The organism is Pseudomonas sp. PB101, from assembly GCF_009764265.1.
Classification (GTDB): Bacteria; Pseudomonadota; Gammaproteobacteria; order Pseudomonadales; family Pseudomonadaceae; genus Aquipseudomonas.
In genome coordinates, this window is record NZ_RWIR01000045.1 from 84,063 (window position 1) to 99,113 (window position 15,051).

The 15,051-nt window shown below is 62.6% G+C and carries 17 protein-coding genes; all 17 read left to right on the top strand.

Annotated elements, in window-relative coordinates; translation table 11 throughout:
* Positions 1–5 precede the first annotated feature (5 nt).
* Positions 6–1,391: a sigma-54 dependent transcriptional regulator gene (locus EI969_RS13450; RefSeq protein WP_160388246.1), complete on the top strand. Its 1,386-nt coding sequence runs from the start codon at positions 6–8 to the stop codon at positions 1,389–1,391.
* A 237-nt stretch (positions 1,392–1,628) separates the two neighbouring features.
* A complete protein-coding gene (fliE, locus tag EI969_RS13455; RefSeq protein ID WP_008021337.1) occupies positions 1,629–1,955 on the top strand; it encodes a flagellar hook-basal body complex protein FliE in 327 nt (108 codons plus the stop codon).
* A 15-nt stretch (positions 1,956–1,970) separates the two neighbouring features.
* Positions 1,971–3,758: a flagellar basal-body MS-ring/collar protein FliF gene (gene fliF / locus EI969_RS13460; protein WP_160388247.1), complete on the top strand. Its 1,788-nt coding sequence runs from the start codon at positions 1,971–1,973 to the stop codon at positions 3,756–3,758.
* Positions 3,751–4,770, top strand: coding sequence for a flagellar motor switch protein FliG (fliG, locus tag EI969_RS13465; RefSeq protein WP_007983391.1), 1,020 nt, complete (start codon positions 3,751–3,753; stop codon positions 4,768–4,770). The genes fliF and fliG overlap by 8 nt, the downstream gene beginning before the upstream one ends.
* A gap of 4 nt (positions 4,771–4,774) precedes the next feature.
* A complete protein-coding gene (fliH, locus tag EI969_RS13470; RefSeq protein ID WP_160388248.1) occupies positions 4,775–5,572 on the top strand; it encodes a flagellar assembly protein FliH in 798 nt (265 codons plus the stop codon).
* The gene (fliI, locus tag EI969_RS13475; RefSeq protein ID WP_046037767.1) at positions 5,562–6,920 is read left to right on the top strand and encodes a flagellar protein export ATPase FliI; all 1,359 of its coding nucleotides are present in this window, start codon (positions 5,562–5,564) and stop codon (positions 6,918–6,920) included. Before fliH ends, fliI begins: the two co-directional genes overlap by 11 nt.
* 6 nt (positions 6,921–6,926) lie before the next feature.
* The gene (gene fliJ, locus EI969_RS13480; RefSeq protein WP_160388249.1) at positions 6,927–7,376 is read left to right on the top strand and encodes a flagellar export protein FliJ; all 450 of its coding nucleotides are present in this window, start codon (positions 6,927–6,929) and stop codon (positions 7,374–7,376) included.
* A 136-nt stretch (positions 7,377–7,512) separates the two neighbouring features.
* On the top strand, positions 7,513–7,812 hold the full coding sequence (locus EI969_RS13485; RefSeq protein WP_150716501.1) for an STAS domain-containing protein: 300 nt from the start codon (positions 7,513–7,515) through the stop codon (positions 7,810–7,812).
* Positions 7,813–7,817: 5 nt separating this feature from the next.
* On the top strand, positions 7,818–9,524 hold the full coding sequence (locus EI969_RS13490; RefSeq protein ID WP_160388250.1) for a fused response regulator/phosphatase: 1,707 nt from the start codon (positions 7,818–7,820) through the stop codon (positions 9,522–9,524).
* 30 nt (positions 9,525–9,554) lie between these two features.
* Entirely contained in the window at positions 9,555–9,905 is a 351-nt protein-coding gene (locus tag EI969_RS13495) for an Hpt domain-containing protein (RefSeq protein WP_160388251.1), read from the top strand.
* A gap of 100 nt (positions 9,906–10,005) precedes the next feature.
* Positions 10,006–11,352 (top strand): flagellar hook-length control protein FliK, encoded by a 1,347-nt coding sequence (locus EI969_RS13500; protein WP_160388252.1) that lies wholly within the window; start codon positions 10,006–10,008, stop codon positions 11,350–11,352.
* A gap of 236 nt (positions 11,353–11,588) precedes the next feature.
* Positions 11,589–12,092: a flagellar basal body-associated protein FliL gene (fliL, locus tag EI969_RS13505; protein WP_160388253.1), complete on the top strand. Its 504-nt coding sequence runs from the start codon at positions 11,589–11,591 to the stop codon at positions 12,090–12,092.
* 9 nt (positions 12,093–12,101) lie between these two features.
* Positions 12,102–13,070, top strand: a complete 969-nt coding sequence (fliM, locus tag EI969_RS13510) for a flagellar motor switch protein FliM (protein WP_103394738.1) — start codon at positions 12,102–12,104, stop codon at positions 13,068–13,070.
* 66 nt (positions 13,071–13,136) lie between these two features.
* On the top strand, positions 13,137–13,583 hold the full coding sequence (gene fliN / locus EI969_RS13515) for a flagellar motor switch protein FliN (RefSeq protein ID WP_095944071.1): 447 nt from the start codon (positions 13,137–13,139) through the stop codon (positions 13,581–13,583).
* Positions 13,584–13,613: 30 nt separating this feature from the next.
* Positions 13,614–14,027: a flagellar biosynthetic protein FliO gene (fliO, locus tag EI969_RS13520; protein WP_160388300.1), complete on the top strand. Its 414-nt coding sequence runs from the start codon at positions 13,614–13,616 to the stop codon at positions 14,025–14,027.
* Positions 14,027–14,785 carry a flagellar type III secretion system pore protein FliP gene (fliP, locus tag EI969_RS13525; RefSeq protein WP_150716495.1) on the top strand — a complete coding sequence of 253 codons (759 nt, stop codon included), beginning with the start codon at positions 14,027–14,029 and terminating at the stop codon, positions 14,783–14,785. The genes fliO and fliP overlap by 1 nt, the downstream gene beginning before the upstream one ends.
* The gene (gene fliQ / locus EI969_RS13530) at positions 14,782–15,051 is read left to right on the top strand and encodes a flagellar biosynthesis protein FliQ (RefSeq protein ID WP_015096238.1); all 270 of its coding nucleotides are present in this window, start codon (positions 14,782–14,784) and stop codon (positions 15,049–15,051) included. The genes fliP and fliQ overlap by 4 nt, the downstream gene beginning before the upstream one ends.

Consider the following 15,051-nt stretch of genomic DNA (forward strand, 5'->3'; position numbering starts at 1 on the left):
GACAAATGGCTATCAAGGTTCTGTTGGTCGAGGATGACCGCGCGTTGCGCGAGGCACTGGCGGACACGCTGTTGCTCGCGGGGCACGATTACAAGGCGGTGGCTTCGGCGGAAGAGGCCCTGGCTGCTGTCGAGGGCGAGGCCTTCAGTCTGGTGGTCAGCGACGTCAACATGCCGGGCATGGACGGCCATCAGTTGCTGGGCCTGTTGCGAGCGCGCCAGCCCCAATTGCCGGTGTTGCTGATGACGGCCCACGGTGCGGTCGAGCGGGCGGTCGATGCGATGCGCCAAGGGGCGGCGGATTACCTGGTCAAGCCATTCGAGCCCAAGGCGTTGCTCGATCTGGTCGGGCGTCATGCCTCAGGCAATATCGGCCTGGCCGAAGGCGAAGGGCCGATAGCCTTCGAGCCGGCGAGTGCGCAGTTGCTCGAACTGGCGGCGCGGGTCGCTCGCAGCGATTCCACCGTGCTGATTTCGGGTGAGTCGGGCACGGGCAAGGAAGTGCTGGCGCGCTACATCCATCAGTACTCTCATCGCGCCAGTCAGCCATTCATTGCGATCAACTGCGCAGCGATCCCGGACAACATGCTCGAAGCGACCTTGTTCGGGCACGAGAAGGGCTCCTTCACCGGCGCCATTGCCGCGCAGGCCGGCAAGTTCGAGCAGGCCGACGGCGGCACCATTTTGCTCGATGAAATTTCCGAGATGCCCCTGGGGCTCCAGGCCAAATTGCTGCGCGTGCTGCAAGAGCGTGAGGTCGAAAGGGTCGGGGCGCGCAAGCCGATCACCCTGGATATTCGTGTGGTCGCGACCACCAACCGTGATCTGGCGGGTGAAGTGGCGGCAGGGCGCTTCCGTGAAGATCTGTACTATCGCCTGTCGGTGTTTCCCCTGGCCTGGCGCCCGCTGCGCGAGCGTACCGCCGACATCCTGCCGCTGGCCGAGCGTCTGCTGGCCAGGCACGTCAATAAAATGAAGCATTCGCCGGCCAGATTGTCCCCCGAAGCCCAGGCGTGCCTGATCGGTTATCCGTGGCCGGGCAACGTGCGCGAGCTGGACAACGCGATTCAGCGTGCGCTGATCCTGCAGCAGGGCGGCTTGATCCAGCCGCAGGATTTCTGCCTGGCCGGGCCGGTGGCTTGCGCACCGCTGCCTGCGTTGGCTGCAGCGCCGGCGCTTGTTCCGCCGGTCGAGTCCGAGTCGGCCGGTGCGCTGGGTGACGACCTGCGGCGCCGTGAGTTCCAGATGATCATCGATACCTTGCGTGCCGAGCGCGGTCGTCGCAAAGAGGCCGCCGAGCGCCTGGGCATCAGCCCGCGAACCCTGCGCTACAAGCTGGCGCAGATGCGCGATGCGGGCATGGATGTGGAAGCCTTTTTGTTCGCCACCTGATGCCTTCCCCCCTGTAGGAGCGAGCCTGCTCGCGATGAACCCGAGAACACCGCGGGGTGTCAGGTTCCCAGCGTTATCGTTGGCGATCATCGCGAGCAGGCTCGCTCCTACAGGGGGCGGCGGCGATGGGAAGGGCTTTTGTGAGACAAGGCCATGGAGCTGGCACCCTTGTTGCTAACACCTCATTACCCGCCGAGTGAGCGTCAAAAAATTGCGGGCCGCCAACGAGAGTAGAACATGAGCCAAGGTATTGAATTCAATCGGTTGATGCTGGATATGCGCGCCATGCAAATGGATGCCATGTCTGCGCCGAAATCGACGGCCGTCCCTGAAGTGGCGGGCAGCAGTTTTTCCGACATGCTCGGCCAGGCCGTCAATAAAGTGAACGACACCCAACAGGCTTCCACTCAGTTGGCCAGCGCCTTCGAAATCGGCAAAAGCGGCGTCGACCTCACCGACGTGATGATTTCCTCGCAGAAGGCCAGCGTTTCATTCCAGGCATTGACCCAGGTGCGCAACAAGCTGGTTCAGGCTTACCAAGACATCATGCAGATGCCGGTTTAAGGACGAGATTGAGTCATGGCAGAAGCAGTCGCCGATAACGTTCCGGCCAAGGCCACCCCGGTAGACGGTAAACCGCCGTTGTTCGGGTTGTCCTTCCTGGAAAACCTCTCCGAGATGACCATGTTGCGTCAGGTGGGCCTGTTGGTCGGTCTGGCGGCGAGCGTGGCGATTGGTTTTGCCGTGGTGTTGTGGTCCCAGCAGCCGGACTACCGGCCTCTGTACGGCAGCCTTGCCGGCATGGACGCCAAGCAGGTCATGGACACCCTGGCCGCCGCCGATATCGCTTACACCGTTGAGCCGAACTCCGGTGCCTTGCTGGTCAAGGCTGAAGATTTGTCCCGCGCGCGGCTCAAGCTCGCGGGCGCCGGTGTCACGCCCAGCGACGGCAACATCGGCTTTGAAATCCTCGACAAGGAACAGGGCCTGGGTACCAGCCAGTTCATGGAAGCCACCCGTTATCGTCGTGGCCTCGAAGGCGAACTGGCCCGGACCATTTCCAGCCTGAACAACGTCAAGGGCGCCCGCGTGCACCTGGCGATCCCGAAAAGTTCGGTGTTCGTGCGCGACGAGCGCAAGCCGAGCGCCTCGGTATTGGTTGAGCTCTATTCCGGTCGCTCCCTCGAGCCAGGCCAGGTCGTAGCTATCATCAATCTGGTGGCGACCAGCGTTCCCGAACTGAGCAAGTCGCAGATCACCGTCGTCGACCAGAAGGGCAACCTGCTCTCGGATCAGGCGGAAAACTCCGAACTGACCATGGCCGGCAAGCAATTCGACTACAGCCGCCGCATGGAAAGCATGCTCACCCAGCGCGTGCACAACATCCTGCAGCCGGTGCTGGGCAACGACCGCTACAAAGCCGAAGTGTCCGCCGATGTGGACTTCAGTGCCGTCGAGTCGACTTCCGAGCAGTTCAACCCGGATCAACCGGCGTTGCGCAGCGAACAGTCGGTCAACGAACAGCGTACCGCCAGCAACGGCCCGCAAGGTGTGCCGGGTGCCTTGAGCAACCAGCCGCCGTCGCCAGCCTCCGCGCCGCAAACCACCGGTGGCGCCACAGCCGCGGCCGGCATGGTGCAGCCAGGCCAGCCGCTGATCGATGCCAACGGCCAGCAAATCATGGACCCGGCCACCGGCCAGCCAATGCTCGCGCCGTATCCGGCGGACAAGCGTCAACAGTCCACCAAGAACTTCGAGCTCGACCGTTCCATCAGCCACACCAAGCAGCAGCAGGGCCGATTGAATCGCCTGTCGGTGTCGGTGGTGGTCGACGATCAGGTCAAGATCAACGCGGCCAACGGCGAAACCACTCGTGCGCCGTGGAGTGCCGATGAACTGGCGCGCTTCACTCGCCTGGTGCAGGACGCGGTCGGCTTCGACGCCAGCCGTGGTGACAGCGTCAGCGTGATCAACATGCCGTTCTCCGCCGAGCGCGGTGAAGTGATTGCCGATATTCCGTTCTACTCCCAGCCCTGGTTCTGGGACATCGTCAAGCAAGTGCTGGGTGTGTTGTTCATTCTGGTGCTGGTGTTCGGTGTGCTGCGTCCGGTGCTCAACAACATCACCGGTGGCGGCAAGGGCAAGCAGCTGGCCGGTATCGGCAGCGATGTCGAGCTGGGTGGCATGGGCGGTCTGGATGGCGAACTGGCCAACGACCGCGTCAGCCTCGGCGGCCCGCAAAGCATTCTGCTGCCGAGCCCGAGCGAAGGCTATGACGCTCAGTTGAACGCAATCAAGAGTCTGGTGGCAGAAGATCCGGGTCGTGTCGCCCAGGTCGTGAAAGAGTGGATTAACGCAGATGAGTGATAACCGAGCCGTTGCCGCCAAACTGTCCAAGGTCGACAAGGCCGCGATCCTGTTGCTGTCCCTGGGCTCCACCGACGCCGCGCAGGTGCTGCGTCACATGGGGCCCAAAGAGGTTCAGCGCGTGGGCGTGGCCATGGCCCAGATGGGGAATGTGCACCGCGAGCAGGTCGAGCAGGTGATGAGCGAGTTCGTCGATATCGTCGGCGACCAGACCAGCCTGGGCGTCGGCTCCGACGACTACGTGCGCAAGATGCTCACCCAGGCCCTGGGCGAGGACAAGGCCAACGGCCTGATCGACCGCATCCTGCTCGGTGGCAACACCAGCGGGCTCGACAGCCTGAAGTGGATGGAGCCGCGCGCCGTCGCCGACGTGATCCGTTACGAGCACCCGCAGATTCAGGCGATCGTGGTGGCGTATCTCGATCCGGACCAGGCCGGCGAAGTGCTCGGCAACTTCGACCACAAGGTGCGGCTGGACATCATCCTGCGCGTGTCTTCGTTGAACACCGTGCAACCGGCAGCCCTGAAAGAACTCAACCAGATTCTCGAGAAGCAGTTCTCCGGCAACTCGAATGCCTCGCGCACCACCCTGGGTGGCATCAAGCGCGCGGCGGACATCATGAACTTCCTCGACAGCTCGATCGAAGGCCAACTCATGGATTCGATCCGCGAAGTCGACGAAGACCTGTCCGGTCAGATCGAAGACCTCATGTTCGTGTTCAACAACCTGGCCGATGTCGACGACCGCGGGATCCAGGCACTGTTGCGCGAAGTGTCCTCCGATGTGCTGGTGCTGGCCCTCAAGGGGTCGGACGAAGGCGTCAAGGAGAAGATCTTCAAGAACATGTCCAAGCGTGCGGCCGAACTGTTGCGCGACGACCTGGAAGCCAAGGGCCCGGTGCGCGTCAGCGACGTCGAAACCGCGCAGAAGGAAATCCTCACCATCGCCCGCCGTATGGCCGAAGCCGGAGAAATCGTTCTCGGCGGCAAGGGCGGCGAGGAAATGATCTAACACCATGGTCAAGAATGATGATGCACCCACTGACCTGATCCGGGCCAGGGATGTCAGTGGCTTCGAGTCCTGGGCGCTGCCCAGCTTCGACCCGCCGGTACCCGAGCCGGAACCGGAGCCTGAACCCGAGCCGCCGGAAATGGAGGAAGTGCCGCTGGAGGAAGTCCAGCCACTGACTCTCGAAGAGCTCGAAAGCATTCGCCAGGAAGCCTACAACGAAGGCTTCGCGGTGGGCGAGAAGGAAGGGTTCCACAGCACCACGCTCAAGGTCCGCCAGGAAGCCGAAGTGGCCCTGACCGCCAAGATCGGGGCGCTGGAGCAATTGATGACGCACCTGTTCGAGCCCATCGCCGAGCAGGACACCCAGATCGAAAAGTCCCTGGTCGACCTGGTGCAACACATCACCAGGCAGGTGATCCAGCGCGAGCTGGCCATCGACTCGACGCAGATCGAACACGTCATGCGCGATGCCCTCAAGCTCCTGCCGTTGGGCGTGGGCAATGTGCGGCTGTACATCAATCCGCAGGACTTCGAACAGGTCAAAGCCCTGCGCGAACGCCATGAAGAAACCTGGCGCATCGTCGAGGACGAAGCGTTGTTGCCTGGCGGTTGCCGGGTCGAGACAGAACACAGCCGCATTGACGCCACGGTCGAAACCCGCGTCGCGCGGGTGATGGACAAGCTGTTCGACCAGTTGCACGAGCAGGCCCTGCACCCGGCCGCGCCAGACGTGAGCCTGGACCTGCCGGTCGACAGCAAGCCTGCCGCCGCGCCAGAACCGGATGCGCCCGATGCGCCTTGAGCGCACCAGCTTCGCCAAGCGCCTGGGCAGCTATGCCGAGGCCACGGAGCTTGCCGGCGCGCCGATCCTTGAGGGCCGCCTGCTGCGCATGGTCGGCCTGACCCTTGAAGCCGAAGGCCTGCGCGCCGCCATGGGCAGCCGCTGCATGGTGATCAACGACGACAGCTACCACCCGGTGCAGGTCGAAGCCGAGGTGATGGGTTTCTCCGGCAGCAAGGTTTTCCTGATGCCGGTCGGCAGTGTCGCCGGCATTGCGCCCGGTGCCCGCGTGGTGCCGCTGGCCGATACCGGTCGCCTGCCCATGGGCATGAGCATGCTCGGGCGGGTGCTCGACGGTGCCGGTCGCGCGCTGGACGGCAAGGGCGGGATGAAAGCCGAAGACTGGGTGCCGATGGATGGCCCGACCATCAACCCGCTCAAGCGTGAGCCGATCAGCGAGCCGCTGGACGTGGGCATCCGTTGCATCAACGGCATGTTGACGGTCGGTCGCGGCCAGCGTCTCGGCCTGTTCGCCGGTACCGGCGTCGGTAAATCCGTGCTGTTGGGCATGATGACCCGCTTCACCGAGGCCGACATCATCGTCGTCGGGCTGATCGGTGAGCGGGGTCGTGAAGTTAAGGAGTTCATCGAGCACATCCTCGGTGAAGAAGGGCTCAAGCGCTCAGTGGTGGTCGCGTCCCCGGCGGACGATGCACCGTTGATGCGCTTGCGCGCGGCCATGTATTGCACGCGCATCGCCGAGTATTTCCGCGACAAGGGCAAGAACGTCCTGTTGCTGATGGATTCCCTCACGCGTTTCGCCCAGGCCCAGCGGGAGATCGCCCTGGCCATCGGCGAACCGCCGGCGACCAAGGGTTATCCGCCATCGGTGTTCGCCAAGCTGCCGAAACTGGTGGAGCGCGCCGGTAATGCGGAGAAGGGCGGTGGTTCAATCACCGCGTTCTACACCGTGTTGTCCGAAGGCGATGACCAGCAGGACCCGATTGCCGACTCGGCGCGGGGCGTGCTCGACGGACACATCGTGCTGTCCCGGCGTCTGGCCGAGGAAGGGCATTACCCAGCCATCGACATCGAGGCGTCCATCAGCCGGGTGATGCCGGCGGTGGTGTCGCCGGAACACATGGTTCGTGCGCAGTACTTCAAGCAATTGTGGTCGCGTTATCAGCAGAGCCGCGACCTGATCAGCGTTGGCGCTTATGTCGCCGGCGGCGATCGCGAAACCGACCTGGCGATTTCCCTGCAACCGCAACTGGTCAAATACCTGCGCCAGGGCCTCAACGACAGCATCAGCCTGGGCGAAAGCGAAGCGTATCTCGCCTCGATCTTCGCGCCCGCGGCGGGCGGTTAAGCGCGCATGGCGCAGACTCGGGCAGGGCGGCTGGCGCCGGTGGTGGAAATGGCCGAAAAGGCCGAGAAAACCGCGGTCCAGCGCCTGGGGCACTTTCAAGGGCAGGTTCGCCTGGCGGAAAGCAAGCTTGCCGACCTCGAGGCCTTCCGCCTCGACTACCAGGAACAATGGATCGTACGCGGCAGCGGCGGCGTCTCGGGCCAATGGTTGCTGGGCTATCAGGGCTTCCTTGCGCAACTGGGCACGGCGATTGACCAGCAACGGCAAAGCCTGGCCTGGCATCAAAACAACCTGAACAAGGCCCGGGAAACCTGGCAGCAGGCCTTTGCCCGGGTCGAAGGCTTGCGCAAACTGGTGCAGCGCTATGCCGATGAGGCGCGGGCGCTTGAAGACCGGCGCGAACAGAAATTACTGGATGAACTGTCCCAGCGCCTGCCGCGTGAGAGTCCGTATTGAGTCAGGTCATGCGCGTTATCGTTCTTCGCGGGCTAGCCACGCTCCCACAGGTCGTGCAGCCCTCAGCCTTGCCGCAACCTGTAGCCGATGCTAAACCTTGTACAAGCAGGTTCCTCAATGACAAGGAAGCCATGACATGTCAGTCCTAACAGAAGTGTCCCAGGATGGGCAAAAGCTGACGATTTCGATCAAGGGCCGTTTCGATTTCGCCAAGCATCAGGAATTTCGTCAGTCCTACGAAGATAAACAGCTTTCGGCGGTTGTGGTCGACCTCAAAGAAGCCACTTACCTCGACAGTTCGGCCCTGGGCATGCTGCTTTTGCTGCGCGATCACGCCGGTGGCGACGACTCCGACATCCGCGTGGTCAACAGCAGTACCGACGTGCGCAAAATCCTCGCCATCTCCAACTTCGACAAGCTGTTCGACATCAGTTGATTGCCATGCAGCCCATGGAGCCGCTGACGATCCTGATTGCCGAGGACAGCGCCGCCGATCGCCTGCTGTTGTCCAGCATCCTGCGCCGCCAGGGGCATGAAGTGCTGACGGCGGCCAACGGTGCCGAGGCGGTCGAGGCGTTTGGCCGGCAACAACCGCACCTGGTGTTGATGGATGCAATGATGCCGGTCATGGACGGCTTCGAGGCGGCCCGGCAAATCAAGGCCCTGGCCGGGGAAACCCTGGTGCCGATCATCTTCCTCACCTCGTTGTCCGAAAGCGAGGCCCTGGCCCGTTGTCTGGAGGTCGGCGGTGACGACTTTCTGGCAAAACCCTATAACCAGGTGATTCTCGCGGCCAAGATCAAGGCGATGGATCGCTTGCGGCGCTTGCAGGACACCGTTCTGCAGCAGCGTGACCAGATCGCCCGGCATCACGAGTACCTGCTCAACGAGCAGCGCGTGGCCAAGGCCGTTTTCGACAAGGTGGCGCACTCCGGCTGCCTGAATGCCGCGCCGAACATCCGTTATCTGCAATCGCCCTATGCGCTGTTCAACGGCGACCTGTTGCTGGCCGCGTTCACGCCGGCCGGGGACATGCACGTACTGCTGGGCGATTTCACCGGTCACGGTCTGCCGGCGGCCGTGGGCGCCATGCCCCTGGCCGAAGTCTTTTACGGGATGACCGCCAAGGGCTATGGCCTGGCGGAAACCCTGCGCGAAATGAATGCCAAGCTCAAGCGCATCCTGCCGGTGGACATGTTCTGCTGCGCCACGTTGCTGTGCCTGAGTTTTCAGCGCCGTTCGGTGGAGGTCTGGAATGGCGGAATGCCGGACGGTTACCTGCATTGCATGGCCAGTGGCGAGCGAATCCCCTTGCCGGCGCGGCACCTGCCTCTGGGGGTGCTGAGCCCGGAATCCTTCGATGAGCGCACCGAAGTGTTTCCCATGGCGCTCGGGGACCGGGTGTTCCTCTTGTCCGATGGGGTGATCGACACCTGCGACGCCAATGAACAGTTGTTTGGCGTGCAACGATTGCAGCAGGTATTCGCCGCCAATCGTCAGGCGGATGCGCTGTTCGAAGAGATCGAGCAGGCGCTCCGCGATTTTGGCGGGGAAGCGCGCGACGATGTCAGCATGGTCGAAATCAGCCTGCTGGAGCCGGCGCAGATCACGCCGCCGGCATTGGTCTACTCCGACAGCGGCCAGTCGTGCCCGCTGGACTGGTCGGTGAGCTTCGAGTTTCGCGCGGCCACGCTCAAGCGGTTCAATCCGTTGCCATACCTGTTGCAGCTGCTGCTCGAGGTACATGGCCTTCGGGCTCAAAGCGGTGCGCTCTACAGTGTGCTGGCGGAGCTCTATTCCAATGCGCTGGAGCATGGCGTGCTGGGGCTGGACTCGAGCCTCAAGCGCAATGCCTCGGGATTCGCGCGGTATTATCAAGAGCGCAGTACCCGCCTCGGCGAGCTGCAGGAAGGCTTTGTACGGGTACATTTGCAGGTGACGCCGACGGACGATGGCGGTTGCCTGACCATTCACGTCGAAGACAGCGGCAAGGGTTTCGATGTCGAGCGGGTGATGGCAAGACCTTTGGAAGACATCCGCCTGTCGGGACGCGGGGTCAGTCTGATCCGCCAGTTGGGGCGTAATGCCCGCTGGACCGACAATGGTCGAAGTGCACGCGTGGAGTTTATCTGGGAGGCTCTGGCATAATCCGCGCATTCTTGATCAAGGAGTGAGCAAGTGGACGAGACACATGTGGACCGCAACGCGCTGAGTGCATTGCAGGAAGTGATGGAGGAGAGTTATCCGGATCTGCTCGATATCTTTCTTGCGGACTCCGAAGAGCGCCTGGAAGTCTTGAGAGCGGCTGGCAGTGGCGACCTGCTCGTTGAAACCGCCCATAGCTTCAAAGGCAGCAGCAGCAATATGGGCGCCGTCAGGCTGACCGAGCTGTGCCATCAACTTGAGCAGCAGGCCAGGACTCTGCCCGTCAACGACATTCAGGAACTGGTCCGCGAAATCGATCGCGAGTTTGCCTCTGTCCGGCCTCTATACGAAGCCGAGCGACAGCGTTGCCCGGCAAAAATCTGAGCATGCCCTGCTTTTGGTCTCTATCGAGTGAAACTGGCTCGACCTTTGCAGTTATCTGACCCAACTGTACTTACGAGCCCTGTGCAGCGGAGACCGTTTCATGCCCGTTACCCCGAATATTCTGCTTCAGGCCTCCAGGCAGGCCCAGACTCAGGCCGCCTCCGCCAATCCTTCGGCGCCGGCCGCCGAGCCCGGGGACAAGGCCGCAAGCTTCGCTCGTGTCTACGCCAGTCAGGCTCAAAGCAAGCCCGATGCGGTGGCGGATGCCTCGGTCAAGCCAGGTCGCGACAAAACCTCGGACGTCGCCGCCAGGAAAGACGCAGGTGAAGACAAATCTGCCGCCGATGAGCCGGTGGTTGCCGATGGCGGCAAATCCTTGCCTGCCGATAAACCGGTGCAGGCTGACGACAAGAGCGCCGGCGATGATGGGTCAGATGCCGACCCGGCTCCGGTCGTCGATGCCGCGCCGGTCGATCCGGCGCTGGATCCTGCGTTGCAGCCAACCACCCAGCCTGCGCCAGCAACGCCTGCCGTAGCCGATGCAGTGCAGCCAGCGGTTGAAGCCTCGCTTGCTGCGGCGGTCGCGCCTGCAAACGTTGCGGCGCCTACCGGCACTGACGGCGACTTCGACCCCGAGGCCGATCCGCTCGACGCCCTGCCGGCGTTACGCCTGGCGATGGAGCAGAGCGGGCACGTATCGGCTTCCAGCCAGGCGCAGCCAAAGGCTGCATCGACACAGACACAAGCCCAGGCTGACGGTGAGCTGACGTCGACGCAAAACTTTGCCGCCGGCATGGCGACCATGCTCGATGTCCAGGCGGACAAGGACAGCACTGCTCAGGGCGACGACAAGGCTTTCAGCGGCTTGATCGATGACGGCCTGAAGGACCTCAAGTCCGCCAGCAGCGACACCCGTGTCGATGATTTCGCCAACCGCCTGGCCGCGCTGACCCAGGCGGCCACGCCGAAGACCGCCAATGCCTTGCCGGTGAACCAGCCGATCGCCATGCACCAGAACGGCTGGACCGAAGAGGTGGTGAACCGGGTCATGTACCTGTCCAGCGCCAACCTCAAGGCGGCGGACATCCAGTTGCAGCCCGCCGAGCTTGGACGTCTGGACATTCGGGTGAGCATGGTTCCCGATCAACAGACCCAGGTCACCTTCATGAGCGCGCATCCGGGCGTGCGTGAAGCGCTGGATGGCCAGGTTCATCGCTTGCGCGACATGTTCGCCCAGCAGGGCATGGGGCAGGTCGATGTCAACGTTTCGGACCAGTCCCGCGGTTCGCAAGACCAGGGGCAAAACCAGCAGGCGCAAAGCGGTCGCAGCAATGCGAGCGGTGGCCGTCTCGACTCGGTCGGTGACGACGTTGCGCCAAGCGTCGCTGAAGTGGCTGCCAATACCACCAGCGTAATCGGCTCCAGTGTGGTCGATTACTACGCCTGACGAACACAACACCTGACCCTGTGGGAGCGAGCTTGCTCGCGATGGCGGCATAACGTTCAACATCTTTGTTGACTGTCACACCGCCATCGCGAGCAAGCTCGCTCCCACAGTGGTTTTGCAGTGTTGCCCGGATTGCTGGCAGTCCGTCGCTCCATCTCCCCCAACAGTTCTGGCATAACACTTGCTCTTGCCTTGCCGTGCGACTGTGAAAACCCGATTAGTGACGGATTATTGGCATGGCGAAGAGCGACGCAGCAGTAAAAGAACCCGCAACCAAAGGCAAACTCAAGCTGATTGTCCTGATCGTGGTGGCCCTGCTGCTGGCGATCGGTGTGTCCGTGGGCGCGACCTGGTACTTCATGCACAGCGCTCAGGGCAAGCCTGCCGCCGCCGAGGCGCAGACCGCTCCGGTCGGTAAGCAGCCAGCGATTTTCGAACCGATGGCACCGGCTTTCGTGGCCAACTTCAACCAGAACGGTCGCCAGCGCTACATGCAAGTGAGCATCACCATGCTCGCGCGCAACCAGGCGGACCTGGAGGCACTCAAGGTCCATATGCCGGTGATCCGCAACAACCTGGTCATGCTGTTCTCCGGGCAGGACTTCGCGACCCTCGCCTCGCCGGTCGGTCAGGAAATGCTGCGGCAGAAAGCCACCGCCAGCGTCCAGGAAGTGGCGCAGAAAGAGCTCGGCAAAGTGGTCATCGAACAGTTGCTTTTCACTAATTTCGTACTGCAGTAGGAACACGACATGGCCGTGCAGGACCTGCTGTCCCAGGATGAGATCGACGCGCTGTTGCATGGCGTCGACGATGGTCTGGTACAGACCGAAAACGCTGCCGAACCCGGCACCGTCAAAAGCTACGACCTGACCAGCCAGGATCGCATCGTCCGTGGACGCATGCCGACCCTGGAGATGATCAACGAGCGTTTCGCCCGCTACACCCGCATCAGCATGTTCAACATGCTGCGTCGCTCGGCGGACGTGGCGGTCGGTGGCGTGCAGGTGATGAAGTTCGGCGAATACGTGCACTCGCTGTACGTGCCGACCAGCCTCAACCTGGTCAAGATCAAACCGCTGCGCGGCACTGCGCTGTTCATCCTCGACGCCAAGCTGGTGTTCAAGCTGGTGGACAACTTCTTCGGCGGCGACGGCCGCCACGCCAAGATCGAAGGGCGTGAATTCACCCCGACCGAACTGCGTGTGGTGCGCATGGTGCTGGAGCAGGCGTTCGTCGACTTGAAAGAAGCCTGGCAGGCGATCATGGAAGTCAACTTCGAGTACATCAACTCGGAAGTGAACCCGGCCATGGCCAACATCGTCGGCCCGAGCGAAGCCATTGTGGTGTCGACCTTCCACATCGAACTCGATGGCGGTGGCGGCGACCTGCACGTGACCATGCCGTACTCGATGATCGAGCCGGTGCGCGAAATGCTCGACGCCGGCTTCCAGTCGGACCTCGACGACCAGGACGAGCGCTGGGTCAACGCCCTGCGCCAGGACGTGCTGGACGTCGATGTGCCGATCGGTGCGACCGTGGCCCGCCGGCAGTTGCGCCTGCGCGACATCCTGCACATGCAGCCGGGGGATGTGATCCCGGTCGACATGCCGGAAGAAATGATCATGCGCGCCAACGGCGTGCCGGCCTTCAAGGTCAAGATGGGCTCGCACAAGGGCAACCTGGCGTTGCAAGTGATCGAGCCGATCGAGCGCCGCTGACCGGCGCTCGTACCCGTTCGCAATTAACCGAATTCTGAATTTTTGCTCGCCGAGGACACCGACACTATGAGTACGCAAGACGATCAGGCTCTGGCCGATGAGTGGGCTGCGGCCCTGGAAGAAACCGGCGATGCCGGGCAGGCCGACATCGACGCCTTGCTGGCTGCCGATTCCGGCAACTCCGCGTCCAACCGCCTGCCGATGGAAGAGTTCGGCAGCGTGCCGAAAAACAACGATCCGGTGAGCCTCGAAGGCCCGAACCTGGACGTGATCCTTGATATCCCGGTGTCGATTTCCATGGAAGTGGGCAGCACCGACATCAACATCCGCAACCTGCTGCAACTCAACCAGGGTTCGGTGATCGAGCTCGATCGCCTGGCCGGCGAGCCGCTGGACGTGCTGGTCAACGGCACGCTCATCGCCCACGGCGAAGTGGTGGTGGTCAACGAGAAGTTCGGCATCCGCCTGACGGACGTGATCAGCCCGAGCGAACGCATCAAGAAGCTGCGCTGAGTGAAAAGGGTTCTCGGGTTTGTCCTGGCAATGCCGTTCAGCGTGCTGGCGGCTGAACCTGTCGCCACGGCGGCCACGGCTGCTGCGCCGGCGGTGAGCAGCGGGGTGGGCGGTCAGCTGACGCAACTGGTGTTCGGCTTGCTGCTGGTGCTGGGGCTGATCTTCCTCCTCGCCTGGTTGCTGCGCCGGGTCCAGCAGGCCGGTCCGGCGGGCAAGGGGCAGGTGATCGACATCGTCGGCTCCCGTGCGCTGGGGCCGCGTGACCGCCTGATGCTGGTGCAGGTCGGCAACGAGCAGATCCTGTTGGGCCTGAGCCCCGGTAGCATCACGGCGCTGCACGTCCTCAAGGAGCCGGTGCAAGTGCCGAGCGCCGAGAAGGCGACGCCGGAATTTGCCCAGCGCCTGCTGGAGATGCTGGGTAAAGATCAAAAGGATAAGAAGTAATGGGTGCGCTACGCATCGTCTTGACGCTGGCCCTGATGCTGGCCGCGCCGTTGGCATTGGCCGCCGATCCGCTGTCGATCCCGGCCATCACCCTGGGCACCAATGCGCAGGGTGCGCAGGAATACTCGGTCAGCCTGCAGATCCTGCTGATCATGACCGCGCTGAGTTTCATCCCGGCGTTTGTCATGCTGATGACCAGCTTCACCCGGATCATCATCGTCTTCTCGATCCTGCGCCAGGCCCTGGGCCTGCAGCAAACACCGTCGAACCAGATCCTCACCGGCATGGCGCTGTTCCTGACCCTGTTCATCATGGCGCCGGTGTTCGACCGGGTGAACCAGGACGCCTTGCAGCCGTATCTGGCGGAAAAGCTCACGGCCCAGGACGCGGTGGCCAAGGCGCAGGTGCCGATCAAGGATTTCATGCTCGCCCAGACCCGCACCAGCGATCTGGAGCTGTTCATGCGCCTGTCCAAGCGCACTGACATCGCGACGCCGGATCAGGCGCCTTTGACCATCCTGGTGCCGGCCTTCGTGACCTCCGAGCTGAAAACCGCGTTCCAGATCGGTTTCATGATCTTCATTCCATTCCTGATCATCGACCTGGTCGTGGCCAGTGTGTTGATGGCCATGGGTATGATGATGCTCTCGCCGCTGATCATTTCCCTGCCGTTCAAGATCATGTTGTTCGTGCTGGTGGATGGCTGGGCGCTGATCATCGGCACGCTGGCCAGCAGCTTTGGAGGTGTGTCGCCATGACGCCGGAAGTTGCGGTCGATATTTTCCGTGAAGCGCTGTGGCTGACCACCATGATGGTGGCGGTGCTGGTGATCCCAAGTCTGCTGGTGGGCCTGCTGGTGGCGATGTTCCAGGCCGCCACCCAGATCAACGAACAGACCCTGAGCTTTTTGCCGCGCCTGCTGGTGATGCTGGTGACGCTGATCGTTGGCGGTCCATGGCTGGTGCAGACCTTCATGGAATATATCCTGCAGCTGTACGGCAGCATTCCCCAGGTCATCGGCTAA